Origin of the sequence: Mangrovactinospora gilvigrisea, assembly GCF_001879105.1 — a bacterium.
GTDB classification, from domain to species: Bacteria; Actinomycetota; Actinomycetes; order Streptomycetales; family Streptomycetaceae; genus Mangrovactinospora; species Mangrovactinospora gilvigrisea.
Genome location: NZ_MLCF01000151.1, coordinates 1 through 16,917, shown reverse-complemented (window position 1 = coordinate 16,917; position 16,917 = coordinate 1). Strand labels below are relative to the sequence as shown.

The 16,917-nt window shown below is 75.3% G+C and carries 12 protein-coding genes and 1 pseudogene; 9 read left to right on the top strand and 4 right to left on the bottom strand.

The window, feature by feature from the left end; translation table 11 throughout:
• Window positions 1-138 precede the first annotated feature (138 nt).
• The 8 genes and pseudogenes from BIV57_RS21840 (at window position 139) to BIV57_RS21805 (ending at window position 10,150) form a co-directional block, all read left to right on the top strand.
• Window positions 139-2,235 carry an AfsR/SARP family transcriptional regulator gene (locus BIV57_RS21840; RefSeq protein WP_071658587.1) on the top strand — a complete coding sequence of 699 codons (2,097 nt, stop codon included), beginning with the start codon at window positions 139-141 and terminating at the stop codon, window positions 2,233-2,235.
• 414 nt (window positions 2,236-2,649) lie between these two features.
• Entirely contained in the window at window positions 2,650-3,528 is an 879-nt protein-coding gene (locus tag BIV57_RS21835; RefSeq protein WP_175548823.1) for a phosphotransferase enzyme family protein, read from the top strand.
• Between the two features lie 375 nt (window positions 3,529-3,903).
• A pseudogene (locus BIV57_RS21830) lies at window positions 3,904-4,332 on the top strand (C40 family peptidase); the annotation flags it as partial.
• A 138-nt stretch (window positions 4,333-4,470) separates the two neighbouring features.
• The gene (locus BIV57_RS21825; protein ID WP_079170577.1) at window positions 4,471-5,040 is read left to right on the top strand and encodes a DUF4232 domain-containing protein; all 570 of its coding nucleotides are present in this window, start codon (window positions 4,471-4,473) and stop codon (window positions 5,038-5,040) included.
• Between the two features lie 226 nt (window positions 5,041-5,266).
• Window positions 5,267-6,820, top strand: coding sequence for an aminobutyraldehyde dehydrogenase (locus BIV57_RS21820; RefSeq protein WP_071658585.1), 1,554 nt, complete (start codon window positions 5,267-5,269; stop codon window positions 6,818-6,820).
• Between the two features lie 3 nt (window positions 6,821-6,823).
• Window positions 6,824-8,263, top strand: coding sequence for an NAD(P)/FAD-dependent oxidoreductase (locus BIV57_RS21815; RefSeq protein WP_071658584.1), 1,440 nt, complete (start codon window positions 6,824-6,826; stop codon window positions 8,261-8,263).
• 55 nt (window positions 8,264-8,318) lie between these two features.
• The gene (locus tag BIV57_RS21810) at window positions 8,319-8,795 is read left to right on the top strand and encodes an Lrp/AsnC family transcriptional regulator (protein WP_071658583.1); all 477 of its coding nucleotides are present in this window, start codon (window positions 8,319-8,321) and stop codon (window positions 8,793-8,795) included.
• The gene (locus BIV57_RS21805; protein WP_071658582.1) at window positions 8,795-10,150 is read left to right on the top strand and encodes an aspartate aminotransferase family protein; all 1,356 of its coding nucleotides are present in this window, start codon (window positions 8,795-8,797) and stop codon (window positions 10,148-10,150) included. Before BIV57_RS21810 ends, BIV57_RS21805 begins: the two co-directional genes overlap by 1 nt.
• 99 nt (window positions 10,151-10,249) lie before the next feature.
• Here BIV57_RS21805 and BIV57_RS21800 read toward each other — a convergent pair whose 3' ends face one another.
• A complete protein-coding gene (locus tag BIV57_RS21800; protein WP_071658581.1) occupies window positions 10,250-11,458 on the bottom strand; it encodes an RtcB family protein in 1,209 nt (402 codons plus the stop codon).
• Between the two features lie 173 nt (window positions 11,459-11,631).
• On the opposite strand from BIV57_RS21800, the gene BIV57_RS21795 reads away from it, so the two are divergent.
• Window positions 11,632-12,756: a glycoside hydrolase family 76 protein gene (locus BIV57_RS21795; protein ID WP_245797846.1), complete on the top strand. Its 1,125-nt coding sequence runs from the start codon at window positions 11,632-11,634 to the stop codon at window positions 12,754-12,756.
• A 3-nt stretch (window positions 12,757-12,759) separates the two neighbouring features.
• Here the strand turns inward: BIV57_RS21795 and BIV57_RS21790 are convergent, their stop codons facing one another.
• From BIV57_RS21790 to BIV57_RS21780, 3 genes are all read right to left on the bottom strand, one after another.
• The gene (locus BIV57_RS21790) at window positions 12,760-13,794 is read right to left on the bottom strand and encodes a LacI family DNA-binding transcriptional regulator (protein ID WP_107409660.1); all 1,035 of its coding nucleotides are present in this window, start codon (window positions 13,792-13,794) and stop codon (window positions 12,760-12,762) included.
• Window positions 13,795-13,979: 185 nt separating this feature from the next.
• Window positions 13,980-14,735 (bottom strand): ribose-5-phosphate isomerase RpiA, encoded by a 756-nt coding sequence (gene rpiA / locus BIV57_RS21785; RefSeq protein ID WP_071658580.1) that lies wholly within the window; start codon window positions 14,733-14,735, stop codon window positions 13,980-13,982.
• Between the two features lie 32 nt (window positions 14,736-14,767).
• Window positions 14,768-16,917: GH92 family glycosyl hydrolase (locus tag BIV57_RS21780; RefSeq protein ID WP_071658579.1), on the bottom strand; the 2,150-nt coding region annotated here is incomplete at its 5' end.

The window sequence follows — 16,917 nt, the reverse complement described above, 5'->3', positions numbered from 1 at the left end:
GGGGTTGGGGGCGAGGGCGCGGCGGGGCGCGTGACGCTGCGCGCCGGGGCGCGCGGGGCGGTGGCGGTCGGTGCCGGGGTGTGTCGCACCCGCGCCGTACCGTGGTGGGAGCGTGATCAGTGGTGGGAGGTGCGGGACGTGGGCGAGGTGCGCTTCGGCGTCCTGGGGCCGCTCGCGGCCGAGCTGGACGGCAATCGGCTGGCCCTGCGCGGCCCGCGGCATCGGGCCGTGCTGGCTCGGCTGCTGGTGGCCCGCGGGCGGGTCGTCCCGGTGGAGCGGTTGGTGGCGGACCTGTGGTCGGAAGGCGGCGGCACCGCGGGCCCGGCCCGCACGGCACCCGCGGGGGCCGTCGGCGCGCTGCGCACTTTCGTCGGCGATCTGCGGAAGGTGCTGGAGCCCGACCGCCCGCCGCGCGCCCCGGCGCGCCTGCTGGTGACCGACGGCCCCGGCTATGCGCTCCGGACCGCCCCCGGCACGGTGGACGCCCGCCGCGCCGAGGCGGCGGTGGGGGCCGCCGCCGAGCTGCCGGCCGCGGCCGCCCTGCCTCGGCTGGAGGAGGCGCTGGCGCTCTGGCGCGGTCCCGCCTACGCCGACGTCGCCGATGCGGCGTGGTCGCGCGGCGAGCGGGCCCGGCTCGGCGAGCTGCGGTTGCAGGCGGTGGAGGCGCGCTGCGCGGCGCTGCTGGAGCTGGGCCGCCCCGCGGAGGCGGTGCCGCTGCTGGACGCACATCTGGCCGAGCACCCCTGGCGGGAGGGCGCCTGGCGGACGCTGGCGCTGGCGCTCTACCGGACGGGCCGTCAGGGCGAGGCGCTGGCGGTGCTGCGGCGGGCCCGCGAGGGGCTTGCCGGGGAGCTGGGGCTGGAGCCGGGGCCGGGGCTGCGCCGGCTGGAGGCCGACATCCTGGCGCAGGCACCGGAGTTGGACGGGCCCGCCGGGAGCGGAGACGCGGCCGACCGGCTGTGGTCGGCGGCCGCGGCCGACTTCGACCGTGCGGCCGGTGCGGGGACGCGGGCCCGGCTGGAGTCGACGGTGGGGCTGCTGCGCTCGCTCGCCGTCACCGGCGGCGGGGGCCTGGCGGCGGCCCGCGGGCATCGGGCCGCGGCGGTGGCGGCGGCCGAGCAGCTGGGAGATCCGCGGCTGGCGGCACGGGTGATCGGCGCCTACGACGTCCCGGCGAACTGGCCGCGCAGCGACGATCCGGAGCAGTCGGCGGGCGTGGTGGCGGCGGCCGAGCGGACGCTGGCGGCGCTGGGCGAGCCGCCCGAGGACGGGGACGGGGACGTGGACGGGGGCGGAGACGGGGACGACGGGGATGCGGCGCTGCGGTGCCGGCTGCTGGCCACCGTCGCGCTGGAGACCCGGGGGCAGCGCGGGCCGCTGGGCGACCGGGCGGCCGCCGCGGCGGAGCGCGCGGTGGCGCTGGCCCGGCGGTTGGAGGATCCGGCGCTGCTGGCCTTCGCGCTCAACGGGGCGTTCATGCAGCGCTGCGGGCGGGCCGGGCTGGCGGGGGAGCGGGACGCGCTGGGTGCGGAGCTGATCGGGTTGGCGGGACGTCATGGGCTGGCCACCTTCGAGGTGCTGGGGCATCTGATCCGGATGCAGTCGCGGTCGGCGTTCGGTGATCTGGACGGGGCGGACGGGCATGCCGCGGCGGCCGACCGGCTGGCGGAGCGTCAGGAGCTGCCGCTGGCCGGGGTCTTCACCCGCTGGTACCGGGCGATGCGGACCGCGGCGTCCGGCGCGCCCGAGGAGGCGGCGGCCGACGCCTACCGGGACGCGGCCGCGGGCCTCGCCGGTGCGGGGATGCCGGGCGTGGAGCAGGGGCTGCTGCCGCTCGCCCTGCTGGGCCTGCGGGTCTCCCGAGGCGCCCCGCTGGCCCGCGCCGCGGACCCGGCCGAGGCGGGCGGCGGCGTCGGCGGCGGCGACGGCGGCGCCGGGGGAGACGCCGACGCCGGGGCCGCCTTCGGCCCCTACCGGCCGTGGGCCGAGCCGTTCCTGCTCGCCGCGCAGGGCCGCCGCAAGCAGGCCGCGGCGGCCGTCCGGGCCCTCCCGGAGCCGGCGCCCGACCTCCTCTACGAGGCCTGCTGCTGCCTGGCCGCCGCCGCGGCCCGGGAGTTGGGCGCGGCGGACGCGCTTGCGCGCGAGCGCCGCCGGCTTTCCCCGGCGGCCGGCCAGTACGCCGCCGGCAGCGGCGTGCTGACCCTCGGCCCGATCGACCCCTGGCTGCGCACCTGACGGACCGCCCGCCCGCGGGCTGCGCGGGGAGCGTGCAGTCGGTCAGGTCGCCGCGTTCGTTCCAGACGTCCGATGCCCCGCCCCACGGATCGCCGCGGTGGGAGCCGTCCCGCCCGCGGCCGACGTCGAAGACCTGCCCGGCGTCGACGAGTGGTCACCCCGGGGCCGACGCGCGGCGACCGGCTCGGCGAACCGCTGGGTGGGGACCCTCGGCGTCCAGGCGACCAGGGCGCCCTCATCAGCGAGCCGTATCTGCAAGGGCCAACGGCAGGCCCCCGCCTGCTGACCAGCGGCCGGACCACCGCGGGCGGGCAGCCGTGCCGCGAAAACCGGTTGACGGTCCGAGTAAGGTACTTCCCCCGGTGCTTCGGGCGGGGGACGACCTGTTCGCCCGAACGACCGAGGAGTCCTCGCGTGTCCACCGAGAAGCAGGCAACACCCGGAATCGCCCCGCCCGTCGCCCCCTTGGACGCCGCCGCGCTGGTCGCGGCCGTCGGCCGGGGCCTCGTCCTGGAGGGCGTCTCCGCGCACGGCGCCGTCGGGGCCGCCTTCGTCCGCCGGCCGGACGGACGGCCCGCGGTGATCACCCGGCTGGCCGCCGGGGCCGCGGACGAGGCCCGCGCCGCGCTGCCGCTGCTGGAGCGGGCCCGCGCGGCCGCGCTGCCGGTGCCCCGGATCGAGCTGATCGCCGAGGTGCCGGGCGCCACCGCGCTCGTGCAGTCCCGGCTGCCCGGGTCGGTGCCCGAGCCGCCGAGCCTGGGTCAGATCCAGGAGATGGCCGCGCTGATGGACCGGTGCGCCGGTCTCGCCGCGGGGCTCGACGCACCGCCGCCGCTCGACCTCCATCTGCGCTCCAGCGGCCCCGGCTTCTGCCTCCACGAGACGCTGGCGGCCTACGACGCCCGCACCGCCCGCCTGCTGGGCCGGATCAAGGAGATCGGCGCGGCCGCGCCGGACGCGGTGCCTGGCGACGATCTCGTGCACGGCGACTACCACCCCGGCAATGTGCTCGCCGACCCGGAGACCGGCGCGCTCACCGGCATCGTCGACTGGGACGGGATCGCCCGCGGCGACCGGCTCTTCATGCTGGTCAACCTCCGCTGGGGGGTGCACTGGGGCGCGGGCCCGGGCGTTGCGGCTTGGCTCGACGGCGAGTTGGACCGCCGGGTTCCCGCCGGGGCGCTGCGGCGCTACTGGGCGTCGCTCTCGCTCCGGATGGTCGACTGGATGGTTCGGCACGGCACGCCCGAGAACGTCACCGAGATGATCGAGCTCGCCGAGTCCCGACTGTGATGGCACCCACACGTCCGTAAGTGGGGAAACCACGAAGGTTATTGAGCAGATGTTCGTTTAGTCATGCACATCTGCTCATACTGTGCGGCGGACGCGTCAAGCCCTCGCCGCACGGCGGGGCGGTCCGACCCGGCGGCGGCCATGCGCGCAGTACCCGGTCGCCGCCGGGCCGGGCGTCAGGCGAACACGGAGGGATTTCCCCCCATGCACGCACGACGCACAGCACGACGCAAAGCCGAACGCACGGCACCGACCGAACCGACCGAACCGACCGCACCGACCGAACCGACCGCACCGGCACAGACCGCATCGACCGAACCGACCGAACCGACCGCAGCGACCCCGACCGCAGGGCGCCGCACCGCACGCCGCGCCGCCGGCACCGCAGCCGCCTTAGCGGCCGCCGCCGCCGGACTGGCGCTCCTCCCCGCGCCCGCCGCCTCCGCCGCACCGGCGGTGGAGTCGAGGGCCCTGGCGATAGCCGAGTCCAAGCGCGGCGACCCCTACCGCTACGGCGCCGCAGGCCCCTCCGCCTTCGACTGCTCCGGACTGGTCTCCTACTCCTACCACCGCGCCGGCCATTCCCTGCCGCGCACCGCGGCCGGCCAGTACCGGGCCACGCACCACATCTCCGGTAGCCACCGCGAGGTCGGCGACCTGGTCTTCTTCCACTCCGGCGGGAGCGTCTACCACGTCGGCATCTACGTCGGCGGCGGCCGCATCCTGCACGCCCCCTACCCCGGCCGCCGGGTCGGCACCGAACGCCTCTGGACCTCCGCGGTCTGGTACGGCCGGATCTACTGACCCGACCACCCCGACGACCGATCAGGTGGACGGCCCGCGGGTCGTTAGCCGGCGGTTAGCGAGGGGTTGGCGGGGGGCGATTGACTCTTCCTTGTCGGGCGGATCGGCCGTCCGGGAGCGAAGAGGGAGAAAGCCGCCATGATGCGCAGGATTCTGGGCAACCGGTACGTGCAGGGTGCGGCTCTGGTCGTGGTGGCGGCCGGGGCGGTGCTGGCGAACGGGGCGATCTCGCAGGCGGACGCGGCGACCAAGTCGGCGCCCGCGGCCTGCGCCGGGAGCCAGATCCGACCGCGCCTGGTGCACGGCACCGACGCCGACCCGGACCCGTCGGCGAACCAGACCACCGCGCTGCTGGCGTTCAAGAACACCGGCACCCGGACCTGTTCGCTCGTCGGCTACCCCGGAGTGGACCTGGTCGCCAAGAACGGGACCACCTGGAGCCTCGCCCGGCAGAAGCAGAAGGCCGAGAAGGTCGTGCTGAAGCCCGGCTACGAGACGATGGCCGACATCACCCTGCTCCCGTGGAACAAGTCCGAGGCCGGGACCGGCTCGCAGGAGTTCAAGCCGGTCGCCGTCCGCGTCACCCCGCCCAACACCCGGACCACCACCACGCTGGCCTGGCCCTGGTCGAAGCTGGGCGTGCTGCGGCAGGACGCCGCCACGCACCCCGGCACCTACATCGGGACGGTCTACGGCACCGCGCACTGATCACCCGCGCACTGATCACCCGCACTGGCCTTCCGTCATATCGGCGGACGAAAGGGCTTCTTGGCGCCGGAAATGGTGGCCGAGAGACTCAAGAACCACGGATCCGGTTGCAGAAGAGCAATTCTGCAACCGGATCCCTTGTGTTGGACGACCTTCCCTGCCAAGATCCCAGGCAACCGCCCTCGCGCCGGTGCCACGAAGCCACACCGATCTTCCGGGAAGGCCCATGACGGACAGCGCTGCCCCCGACACCTCAGCCGTCTACGGCCGCCACCGCGGCGGCCAGTGGATCAACGGCGCGCCCGCCGCCGGCCGCGGCGGGGCCGCCGCCGTCACCGATCCCGCCACCGGCGCGGTGCTCGCCGGGATCGCCCTCGCCTCGCCCGCCGACGTGGACGCCGCCGTCGCCGCCGCCAAGGCCGCGTTCCCGGGCTGGTCGGCCGCCGCCCCGGTGGAGCGCGCCGAGGCCGTCGCCCGGCTCGCCGCCGAACTGGGCGCCCGTGCCGAGGAGCTGGCCCTCGTCGAGTCGGAGCAGGCCGGCAAGCCCATCCGGCTGTGCCGCGAGTTCGACGTGCCGGGGACGGTCGACAACGCCGCCTTCTTCGCCGGGGCCGCCCGCCAGCTGGAGGGCAAGGCGGCCGGCGAGTACTCCGCGGACCACACCTCGATGATCCGCCGCGACCCGATCGGCGTCGTCGGTTCCATCGCGCCGTGGAACTACCCGCTGCAGATGGCCGGATGGAAGATCCTGCCGGCCGTCGCGGCCGGCAACACCGTCGTCCTCAAGCCCTCCGAGCTGACCCCCTTCACCGCCCTGATGCTCGCCGAGGCCGCACGGGCCGCCGGCGTCCCGGACGGCGTGGTCAACATCGTGACGGGCGCCGGCCCGGTGGCCGGCGAGCACCTGGTGGCCCACCCCGATGTCGCCATGACCTCCTTCACCGGCTCCACCGCCGTCGGCCGCCGGATCGCCGAACTCGCCGCCGCCGGGCCCAAGCGCACCCACCTGGAGCTGGGCGGCAAGGCGCCCTTCGTGGTGCACGACGACGCCGACCTGGACGCCGCCGTCCGCGGCGCCGCCGCCGGCGCGCTGATCAACACCGGCCAGGACTGCACCGCCGCCACCCGCGCCTACGTCCAGCGGCCGCTGTACGAGGCGTTCGTCGCCAAGGCGGCCGCCGCGTTCGACGCCGTCCGCCTCGGCGACCCCCGCAACGAGGGCACCGACCTCGGCCCGCTGGTCTCGCACCGGCAGGCCGAGCGCGTCGCCGGCTTCGTCGAACGGGCCCGCGGGCGCGGCGCGGTGATCGCCGCCGGCGGCGGGGCCCCGAAGACCGGCTGGGACGGCACCGACCTGGCCCGCGGCGCCTACTATCGGCCCACCCTGGTGACCGGGCTGCCCCAGGACGACGAGCTGGTGCGGCAGGAGGTCTTCGGCCCGGTGCTGGTGGTGCTGCCCTTCGACACCGACGAGGAGGGCATCCGGCTCGCCAACGACACCCCCTACGGCCTCGCCGCCTCGGTGTGGACGGGCGGCATCCACCGCGCGCTGCGCGCCACCCGCGAGATCCAGGCGGGCTGCGTCTGGGTCAACGATCACATCCCGATCATCAGCGAGATGCCGCACGGCGGTTGGAAGGCCTCCGGTCACGGCAAGGACATGTCGGCGTACTCGCTGGAGGACTACACCCAGGTCAAGCATGTGATGTTCGACCTGACCGGTGCGGTCGCCAAGGACTGGCAGTCGACCGTCCTCAGCGCCGCCGACGAGGAGGGCTGAACCATGGGCCGGCAGACCACCCGGGGGCACCTCGGCAGCCATCCCGCACTGGCCGGCGCCGGCCCGGTGCCGTTCTGGCTGGACAGCCCGGACCGCCCCGCCGCCGAACCCGCCCTCACCGCGGGCGCCCGCGCCGACCTGCTGGTGGTCGGCGGCGGCTACTCCGGGCTGTGGACGGCGCTGCTCGCCAAGGAGCGCGACCCCGGCCTCGACGTCCTCCTGCTGGAGGGCGCCGAGTGCGCCTGGGCCGCCAGCGGCCGCAACGGCGGCTTCTGCGCGGCGTCCCTCACCCACGGCTACGACAACGGCCGCGGCCGGTGGCCGGAGGAGATCGGCGAGCTGGAGCGGCTCGGCCTGGAGAACCTCGACCAGATCGAGGAGACGGTGGGACGCCTCGGCATCGACTGCGACTTCCGCCGCACCGGCGAGATCCATGTGGCTACCGAGGAGTACCAGAAGGAGTACCTCCTGGCGGAGGCCGAGGCGGCCTCGCTCGGCGGACGGCCGCGCCGCATCGAGCCGCTGACGGCCGAGCAGGTCCGCGCCGAGCTGGACTCCCCGCGCTTCCTCGCCGGCGTCTGGGACCGGGACGGCATCGCCATGGTCGACCCGGCGCGGCTCGCCTGGGGCCTGAAGCGGGCCTGCCTGGAGGCGGGCGTGCGGATCCACGAGCACACCCCGGTCGCCGCCCTGGACGACGGGCGCGGCGGTGCGCCGCTGACCGCGCGGACGCGGGCCGGCGCGCGCGTCACCGCCGATCGCGCGGTGCTCGCCACCAACGCGTTCCGCAGCCTGGTGCCGCGGCTGCGCGCCTACACCGTCCCGGTGTGGGACTACGCGCTGATGACCGAGCCGCTGAGCGACGCCCAGCTGGCGTCGATCGGCGGCTGGTCCTCGCGCTGCGGGGTGAGCGACAGCGCCAACCGGTTCCACTACTTCCGGATGACCGCTGACCACCGCATCCTGTGGGGCGGCTACGACGCGGTGGCGCACTTCGCGGGGCGGGTGGAGCGCCGGCACGAGCACCGGCCGGAGACCTTCGACAAGCTGGCGGAGCAGTTCTTCGACTGCTTCCCGCAGTTGGCGGAGGTGCGCTTCGGGCACGCGTGGGGCGGGGCGATCGACACCTGCTCGCGGTTCTGCGCGTTCTTCGGGACGGCGCGCGGCGGCCGGGTGGCGTACGCGTCCGGCTACACGGGGCTGGGCGTGGGGGCGACCCGGTTCGGCGCGCGGGTGATGCTCGATCTGCTGGACGGCGCGGACACCGAGTTGACGCGGCTGGAGATGGTCCGCAAGCGGCCGATGCCCTTTCCGCCGGAGCCGGTGCGCTACGCCGGCATCCAGTTCACGCGGGCGGCGATGGCGGCGGCGGACCGGCGGGAGGGGCGCCGCAACCTCTGGCTGCGCGCGCTGGACCGGATGGGGATCGGGTTCGACAGCTGAGCAGCCCGGTCGGTCCGCAATCCGCGAACTCGTCTCAACAAGGAGAGTGGGAACCATGCCACGGCAACGCGCCGCCGGCGACGGCGTGCAGCTCGACGCCGTCTCCAAGGCGATCATCGAGCAGCTCCAGGAGGACGGCCGCCGGCCGTACGCCGCCATCGGCAAGGCCGTCGGCCTCTCCGAGGCCGCCGTCCGGCAGCGCGTCCAGCGGCTGCAGGAGCAAGGGGTGATGCAGATCGTCGCCGTCACCGACCCGCTGACGGTGGGCTTCCACCGCCAGGCGATGGTCGGGATCCGCGTCGAGGGCGACATCGAGCCGGTCGCCGACGAGCTCGCCGCCATCGACGAGGTCGACTACGTGGTCGTCACCGCCGGCTCCTTCGACCTGCTGGTGGAGGTCGTGGTCGAGGACGACGAGCACCTGCTCGACCTGATCAACCAGCGGATCCGGTCGCTGCCGGCCGTTCGCAGCACCGAGAGCTTCGTCTACCTGAAGCTGCGCAAGCAGACCTACACCTGGGGAGCGCGCTGATGAGCGACAACCTGTGGATGCACTTCGCCGACATGTCCGCCGTGCACGCCGGGGAGCCCGCCCCCTCCATCGTGCGCGGCGAGGGCCCCTACATCTACGACAGCCGCGGCCGCCGCATCATCGACGGGCTCGCCGGGCTCTTCGTCGTCCAGGCCGGGCACGGCCGCGAGGAGCTCGCCGAGACCGCCGCCAAGCAGGCCCGCGAGCTGGCCTTCTTCCCGATCTGGGGCTACACGCACCCGGCCGGCGTGGAACTGGCCGAGCGGCTGGCCGCGTTGGCGCCCGGCGATCTCAACAAGGTCTTCTTCACCACCGGCGGCGGCGAGGCCGTGGAGACCGCGTGGAAGGTGGCCAAGCACTACTTCAAGCTCGCCGGGAAGCCCGGCAAGCACAAGGTGGTCTCGCGGTCGGTGGCCTACCACGGCACCACCCAGGGCGCGCTCTCCATCACCGGGCTGCCCGGGCTGAAGGCCCCGTACGAGCCGCTGGTGCCCAGCACCTTCCGCGTCCCCAACACCAACATCTACCGGGCGGACGAGCAGGGCGCCGGCCACCTCGCCGACGACCCCGAGGCGTACGGGCGCTGGGCGGCCGACGAGATCGAGCGGGCGATCCTCGCCGAGGGCGCGGACACCGTCGCCGCGGTCTTCCTGGAGCCGGTGCAGAACGCCGGCGGCTGCTTCCCGCCGCCGCCCGGCTACTTCGCCCGCGTCCGGGAGATCTGCGACCGCCATGACGTGCTGCTCGTCTCCGACGAGGTGATCTGCGCGTTCGGCCGGCTGGGCAGCTACTTCGGGGCGTCCAGGTACGGCTACCGGCCCGACATCATCACCTGCGCCAAGGGGATGACGTCCGGCTACTCGCCGATCGGCGCGGCGATCATCTCCGACCGGATCGCCGAGCCGTTCTACGCCGGGCGGGACACCTTCCTGCACGGCTACACCTTCGGCGGCCACCCGGTCTCGGCGGCGGTCGCCCTCGCCAACCTCGACCTCTTCGAGCGCGAGCGGCTGAACGCGCATGTCCTCGCCCACCAGGACGTCTTCCGCGCCGAGTTGGAGACGCTGCTCGACCTGCCGATCGTCGGGGACGTCCGCGGGGACGGCTTCTTCTACGGCATCGAGCTGGTCAAGGACAAGGCGACCAAGGAGACGTTCGAGGGCGAGGAGGCGGACCGCCTGCTGCGGGGCTTCCTCTCGACGGCGCTGTTCGAGGCGGGCCTCTACTGCCGCGCGGACGACCGCGGCGACCCGGTGGTGCAGCTGGCTCCGCCGCTGGTCGCGGACCGCGCGCTGCTCACAGAGATGACGCAGATCCTGCGGAGCGTGCTGCAGGAGGCGTGGAAGCGCATCTGACGGACCGGAACCCCGCGCCCCGAAGGGACGCGGGGTTCCGGTCGATATGCGGCTCCGCCCCGTGGGCGCGAGTGAGCACGACGGACCCGAAGCGGACCATCAGCCCTTCACGCACACCACCTGCCGCAGCTCGGCCGCGACCTCCACCAGGTCGCTCTGCTGGGCCATGACGCGCTCGATCTTCTTGTAGGCCGCCGGGATCTCGTCCAGCACCCCGCCGTCCTTGCGGCACTCCACCCCGCGGGTCTGCCGCGCGAGATCCGCCGTGGAGTACTGCTTGCGCGCCTTGTTGCGGCTCAGCCGCCGGCCCGCGCCGTGCGACGCGGAGCGGAAGGAGTCGGGGTTGCCCAGCCCGCGCACGATGTAGGAGCGCGTCCCCATCGAGCCCGGGATGATGCCCAGGTCGCCGCGGCCCGCCCGGATCGCGCCCTTGCGGGTGACCAGCAGGTCCGCCCCGTCGTAGGTCTCCTCCGAGACGTAGTTGTGGTGGCAGCTGATCTCCGGCTCGAACTCCGGCGCGGCCTTCTTCAGCTGATGCCGCACCACGTCCTTGAGCAGCGCCATCATCAGCGCCCGGTTGCGCCTGGCGTACTCCTGCGCCCAGTACAGGTCGCGCCGGTAGGCGTCCATCTCCGGGGTGCCGGAGGTGAAGACGGCCAGGTCGCGGTCGGGCAGGTCCTGGTTGTGCGGCAGGTCGCGGGCGATGCCCATGTGGTGCTCGGCCAGCTCCTTGCCGATGTTGCGGGAGCCGGAGTGCAGCACCAGCCAGACGCCGTCCTCGGTGTCGAGGCAGACCTCGATGAAGTGGTTGCCGCCGCCGAGGGTGCCCAGCTGCCGGCCGGCGCGGTCGCGCAGCTGGCCGACCGGCCCGGCGAGGCCCTCGAAGCCGTCCCAGAACCCGCGCCACCCGCCGCTGCCGCCCAGCTCGGACGGCAGGTCCGGCAGCGTCGCCGGGTCGACGGCCTCGTCGTGCCGGTTGAACCCGACGGGCACCGCCGCCTCGATCGCGGACCGCAGCGGGCCCAGGTCGTCCGGCAGGTGACGCGCCTTCAGCGAGGTCTTGACCGCGCTCATCCCGCAGCCGATGTCCACCCCGACGGCCGCCGGCGAGACCGCGTCCCGCATCGCGATGACCGAGCCGACGGTGGCCCCCTTGCCGTAGTGGACATCGGGCATCACGGCCACCCCGTGCACCCACGGCAGCGCGGCGATGTTGCGGAGCTGGCCCATGGCCTGCTCCTCCACCTCGCTCGGCTCCGCCCACATGCGAATGGGCACCCGTCCCCCGGTCAGCTCCGTGTACGTCATGCCCACCATTCCGCCATGCGGAAGGGAGCCGCGGCAACGGGATTTGCGGGCGCGGCGCGGCGCGCGGCCACGCACGACTTCGAGCATTCCCGCGCGAGGTAGTGACTGGAGTTGCTCAACTGTGCCAAGATTCGGCGCGACTTCACGCAGTGATATCCGAAGGAGAGTCAGAGTTGCGCGCATATCGACGCATTGCTCTCGCCCTGGGGGTGCTGGGCGCGCTGCTGCTGGGGCTCGCCGCCCCCGCCTCGGCGTCGGCGCCGGCCCCGGCCGCGGCGGACAGGGCCCGCGCCTCGGCCGCCGTCGACGCGATGATGGGCTGGTACGAGCCGTCCACCGGCCGCTTCGACTCCCAGGCCGCCTGGTGGCAGTCCGGCAACGCGCTGCAGGCGCTCGCCGACTACATGGTGAAGACCCGAGACCGCCGCCTGCTGCCGCAGGCCGAGCGGGCGATCGAGCTGCAGCGCGCCCCGCTGCCCTGGTACCCGCAGGGCAACGGCGACTTCCGCGCCGACTCCACCGACGACACCGGCTGGTGGGCGCTGGCCCTGGTGCGGATGTACGACCTCACCAAGAAGCGCGAGTACCTCGACATCGCCCGCGAGGACGAGGCGTTCATGCGCTCCTTCCGGGACGACCACTGCGGCGGCGGCATCTGGTGGGACGCCGGCCGCACCTACAAGAACGCGATCAGCAACGAGCTGTACCTCAAGCTCACCGCCTCGCTGCACAACCGCATCCCCGGCGACACCTTCTACCTCGCCCAGGCGCAGCGCGAGTGGAGCTGGTTCCGGGCCAGCGGCATGATCAACGGCCGGCACCTGGTCAACGACGGCCTGACGCAGCACGCCGACGGCAGCTGCACCAACAACGGCGGCACCACCTGGACCTACAACCAGGGCGTGCTGCTCGGCGGCCTCGCCGAGCTGCACCGCGCCACCGGCGACGCGGCGCTGCTGCGCACCGCCCGGGCCACCGCGGACACCGTCCTCGCCGACCCGTCGTTCACCCCCGGCGGCGTGCTCGCCGAGCCCTGCGAGGCCGCCGGCAGCTGCAACGGCGACCAGGCCGCCTTCAAGGGGATCTTCGCCCGCAACCTCGGCGAGCTGGACTCCGCGCTCCCCGGCCGCCCCTACCGCGCCTGGCTGCGGTCCCAGGCCGACGCGGCCTACGCCCGCGACCGCGCCCCCGGCGGCGACCGCTACGGGCTGCACTGGGCGGGGCCGTTCGACTCCGCGGACATCGCCCGCCAGGAGTCGGCCGTCTCCCTGCTGGTGTCCGTGCTGCCCGGACGCTGAGCCTCAGGTGGAGCCCCGGACCACCAGTTCGGGGTGGACCACCGGGGCATCCGGCACCGGCGGCGCCGTCGGGTCGGCGAGCAGCCGGGCCACCTCCTGGACGGCGAGCCGGCCCAGCCGGGCCTTGTCGATGTGCACGCTGGTCAGCGACGGCGTCACCAGCTCGCCCAGCGGCAGGCCGTCGAAGCCGATCACCGAGACGTCCGCGGGGACGCGCCGACCGGCGCGCTTCAGCTCCCGCATCGCCCCGATCGCGATCTGGTCGTTGTAGCAGACCACCCCGTCCATGTCCGGCCGGGCGGTGAGGAGTTCGGCGAGCGCCGCCTCGCCGCCGGCCACGGTGTGGGAGACGGCGTGCGCCGTCCAGTCCGCACCGGCCGGCAGCCCGTGCTCGCGCAGCCGCTGCTCGGCGGAGAGCCGCCGCTCGGTGGCCGGATTGGCGCGCGGGGTGCCCTCCAGCACCCCGATGCGGCGCCGGCCCCGGTCGAGCACCAGGTGGTCGACGGCCTGCCGCATCCCGGAGGTGAAGTCGATCCGCACCGAGCCGTGGCCGCGGTGCCCCGGCGGATGGTCGAGCAGCACGATCGGCACCCCCGGCAGCTCCCGGGCCAGCTCCTCGTCGGGGGACGAGCACTGCCCGATCAGCGCGTCCGCCTGGCGGGCCAGCACCTGCAGCGCCTCCAGCTCGCGCCGCCGGTCGCCGCGCGAGTCGCCGACCACCACATGCCAGCCGCGGTCCTCGGCGACCTCCAGCACGCCCGAGGCGACCTCGGGGTAGTAGGGGTTGGTGACGTCGGAGAGCAGCAGCCCGACCGTCACCGAGTCCTGCAGCCGCAGACCCCGGGCGAACCGGCTGGGGCGGTAGCCCAGCGAGCGGGCCGCCTCCAGGACGCGCTCCTTGGTGGCCGCGCCGATCTCGCCCTTGTCGTTGATGGCGCGCGAGACGGTCTGCTTCGACACCCCGGCGAGCTCGGCCACGTCACCGATGGTGGCCCGGCGCCCGGGTACCGGCTTTCGCTCCAGGTGCTGCACGGTCACGCATCCCCTCCTCGCCTCGGCCGCCCGGGTCCGCGGTGCGACCGGTTCTGGCACTGTACCCAGGCGCGCATGCCCGCCGCACACAGTTGATCGACGCAGCTCCGCGGCGGTCGCCGCACCCGCCCCTGCCGCCGCAGGGCCCCCGGTGGCCCCCGTTCCGCGGCCCGGCCGCTCTCGCTCCGCGCTCAGCGCAGGGCGCGGGCGGCGGGGTTGGCCGCGGTGTCGCGCACCTCGTGGCTGCCGTCCGGGCGACCCAGCACGACCGCCTTGGCGACCCCGGTGAAGAGGCCGTGCTCGACCGCGCCCGGCACCCAGTTGATGCGGGCGTCCAGCTCCAGCGGGTTGTCGATGGCCCCGAGGTGGGCGTCGAGGATGTGGTTGCCGCTGTCGGTGGTGAACGGGCTGCCGTCGGTGTTGGTGCGCAGCACCAGCTTCGGCTCGGGGTGGCCGAGCGCGGCGAGGGTGCGCTCCAGGGACGCGCGGGTCGACTCCCAGCCGAACCGCACCACCTCGATGGCGAGCGGGAAGGCGCCGAGCCGCTCCACCGTCTTGGACGGGTCGACCATCGCCACCATCCGGTCCGAGGCCCCTGCGACGATCCGCTCCCACAGCAGCGAGCCGCCGCCGCCCTTGAGCATGTTGCCGTCCGGGTCGACCTCGTCCGCGCCGTCGATCGTGAGGTCTAGGTGCTGCACCTCGGCGAAGGTGGCCAGCGGCACCCCCAGTTCGAAGGCGAGCTCGCGGGTGGTGGTGGAGGACGGCACCGCCGTCACCTCCAGCCCCTGGGCGACGGCCGCGCCCAGCGCCCGGACGAACCGCAGCGAGGTGCTGCCCGAGCCGAGCCCGAGCACCATTCCGTCCCGCACGAACTCCTTCAGCGCGGCGTCGGCGGCCGCCTGCTTGGCGCGGTCCTGGTCGGTGCGGGCGGCGGCATCGCTCATGGCGGGGGTCCTCTCTCCGGGCGGATCGGTGATCAGTCTAGGCGGGCCGGGCGGTTCGTCCGGTCCGTGACGAGTGCATGGCACCTGCCATGGCCGGTCAGCGGCGCCGCGGGCAGCGCGAGGCCGAGCGGGTCGCCGCCCCGCGGGCAGGCCGGCCGCCGCGCGCGGGGCGCCGGGGAGGCGGGCGCCCGGGCGGTGAGCGGTCCGACGGTGATCCGCGGGAAGAGCGGGCGGGCGGTGACGAGCCGGTCCGGGCCGGTGCCGGGCAGCAGCGGGTAGCGGCCCAGCGCGGCCCACACGTACCAGGAGCTGAGTTCGCCCAGGTCGTCGTTGCCGGGGATGCCGTCCGGGGCGGCCCGCCACTGCCGGTCGGCGATCTCGGCGAGGTGGCGGGCGGCCAGGTCGGGGCGGTCGATCGGCGGCGCGGCGTAGAGCCAGGGGACGGCGAGGCCCGGCTCGTTGCCCAGGTCGGCGCGGTCCCCGCCGGCCGTGCCGCCGGGGGCGAGCAGGCCGTCGAGGTAGCGGCGGGCTGCGGCCGGGCCGCCGCGCAGCGCGGCGAGTGCGGCCGGGTCGAGGGTGCCCAGGCCGGCGGTCTGGGTGACGGCCGAGGCCTGGGCGTAGGCGTCCCAGTCCCGGTCGAGGTCGGCGGGGTGCGCGCCGGGCCGCAGCAGCCGGGCGCGGGTGTCGGTGAGGAGGCGCCACCGCCCGGCCCGGGCGGTGAACTCCGCGGCGAGCGCGCGGTGCCCGGTGGCGGCGGCGAGGCGGGCGAGCGCCAGGTCGTCGACGCGGTACTCGAGTTGGGTGGAGACGGGCGCCGGGTAGTCGTCGCCGTCGGCGCCGGGGTCGTCCGCGCCGGGGGTGGCCGGGGTGGCGGCCTTCTGCTGCCGGGCGGCGAGGCGCAGCGCGGCCGCGGTGTCGAAGTCGCGGGCGCCGAAGGCGTAGTAGGCCGCGAGCACCGCGATCGCCGAGTCGCCGGGCATCACCCGCGCGTCGGCGGTGTCGGCGGCCCAGCGGGGGAGGGTGCCGGACGGGTCCTGCTCGGCGTCGTCGACGAGCGACTGGGCCATGTCCGAGGCGCGGCGCGGGTCGAGAAGGGCCGTCAGCTGGGCCTGCGAGCGGTAGATGTCCCAGCCGGAGAAGTTCGTGTAGTGGGCGGCGCGGCCGGGCGGGAGGCGGTGCACGCGGCCGTCGAAGCCCCGGTAGCGGCCGTCCGCGTCGCTGGCGACGCTCGGGTCGAGGCAGGCGTGGTAGAGCGCGGTGTACAGGGTGGCGCGGCGGGCCGCGGTGCCGCCCTCGGTGGTGACGGCGCCGAGTCGGCGGCGCCAGGCGGTGTGCGCGGCGGCGGCGAGTTGGGCGGTGCTGCGCCCGTCGGCCTCGGCGCGGCGGTTGGCGGCGGCCTCGGCCTCGGAGGTGAGCGAGACCCCGACGCGGACGGTGACGCCGCGTGCCGCGGCGGGCAGGGAGAGCAGGGCGCCGCCCGGGCCGGTGCCGGTGGTGCGGAGGGTGCGGGCGGTGAAGGGGGCGGAGAGCGCGTAGGAGAAGTAGAGGGTGGCGGGGTGCCCGGAGTGCGCGGTGCCGCAGAACCCGGTGGTGGTGACGGAGCCGGAGACGCCGGTGCGGCCGTGGTAGTGGAGCGTGGTGCGCAGCAGCTTGCGCTGCGGGGAGTCGAGGTTGAGCAGCAGCGCGGGGCGCTTCGCGCGCGGGGGGAACGCCACGGTCCCGGTCCCGGCGCGGGTGGCGGCGGCGAGGCGGACGGCGGTGCCGTTGCCGAGGCGGACGGCGTAGCGGCCGGGGGCGGCGGACTCGTCCGCGTGCGCGAAGGGGACGGAGGCGGTGGCCTCCCCGCTGTCGCCGGCCCCGCCGGTGACGGGGAGCAGCGCCGCCTGCCCGCCGGAGGGGCAGCCGGGGCCGGAGAGATGGGTGAGGCCGAAGCCGGTGACGGCGGTGTCGCGGTAGTCGTAGCCCCCGCCGTCCGGGTGCATGCTGGTGTCGGGGCTCCACTGCAGCATGCCGTAGGGCGCGGCGGCGCCGGGGAAGGTGTGCCCGCCGCCGTCCCCGGTGCCGCTGCCCCGGCCGGCGGGGGAGGGGCGGGTGCCGGCGAACGGGTCGACGTACGCGGTGGGGTCCGCGGTGGAGGCGGGCGCGGCGTAGACGGGGTCGGCGGTGACGCGGGGCGCGGGGG

What these genes read in the sequence shown, in the direction of transcription:
- BIV57_RS21800 (WP_071658581.1), bottom strand. Translation starts at nt 11,458, where the DNA reads ATGACGTACACGGAGCTGACCGGGGGACGGGTGCCCATTCGCATGTGG.
- BIV57_RS21810 (WP_071658583.1), top strand. Translation starts at nt 8,319, where the DNA reads ATGCCACGGCAACGCGCCGCCGGCGACGGCGTGCAGCTCGACGCCGTC.
- rpiA (WP_071658580.1), bottom strand. Translation starts at nt 14,735, where the DNA reads ATGAGCGATGCCGCCGCCCGCACCGACCAGGACCGCGCCAAGCAGGCG.
- BIV57_RS21805 (WP_071658582.1), top strand. Translation starts at nt 8,795, where the DNA reads ATGAGCGACAACCTGTGGATGCACTTCGCCGACATGTCCGCCGTGCAC.
- BIV57_RS21815 (WP_071658584.1), top strand. Translation starts at nt 6,824, where the DNA reads ATGGGCCGGCAGACCACCCGGGGGCACCTCGGCAGCCATCCCGCACTG.
- BIV57_RS21820 (WP_071658585.1), top strand. Translation starts at nt 5,267, where the DNA reads ATGACGGACAGCGCTGCCCCCGACACCTCAGCCGTCTACGGCCGCCAC.
- BIV57_RS21825 (WP_079170577.1), top strand. Translation starts at nt 4,471, where the DNA reads ATGATGCGCAGGATTCTGGGCAACCGGTACGTGCAGGGTGCGGCTCTG.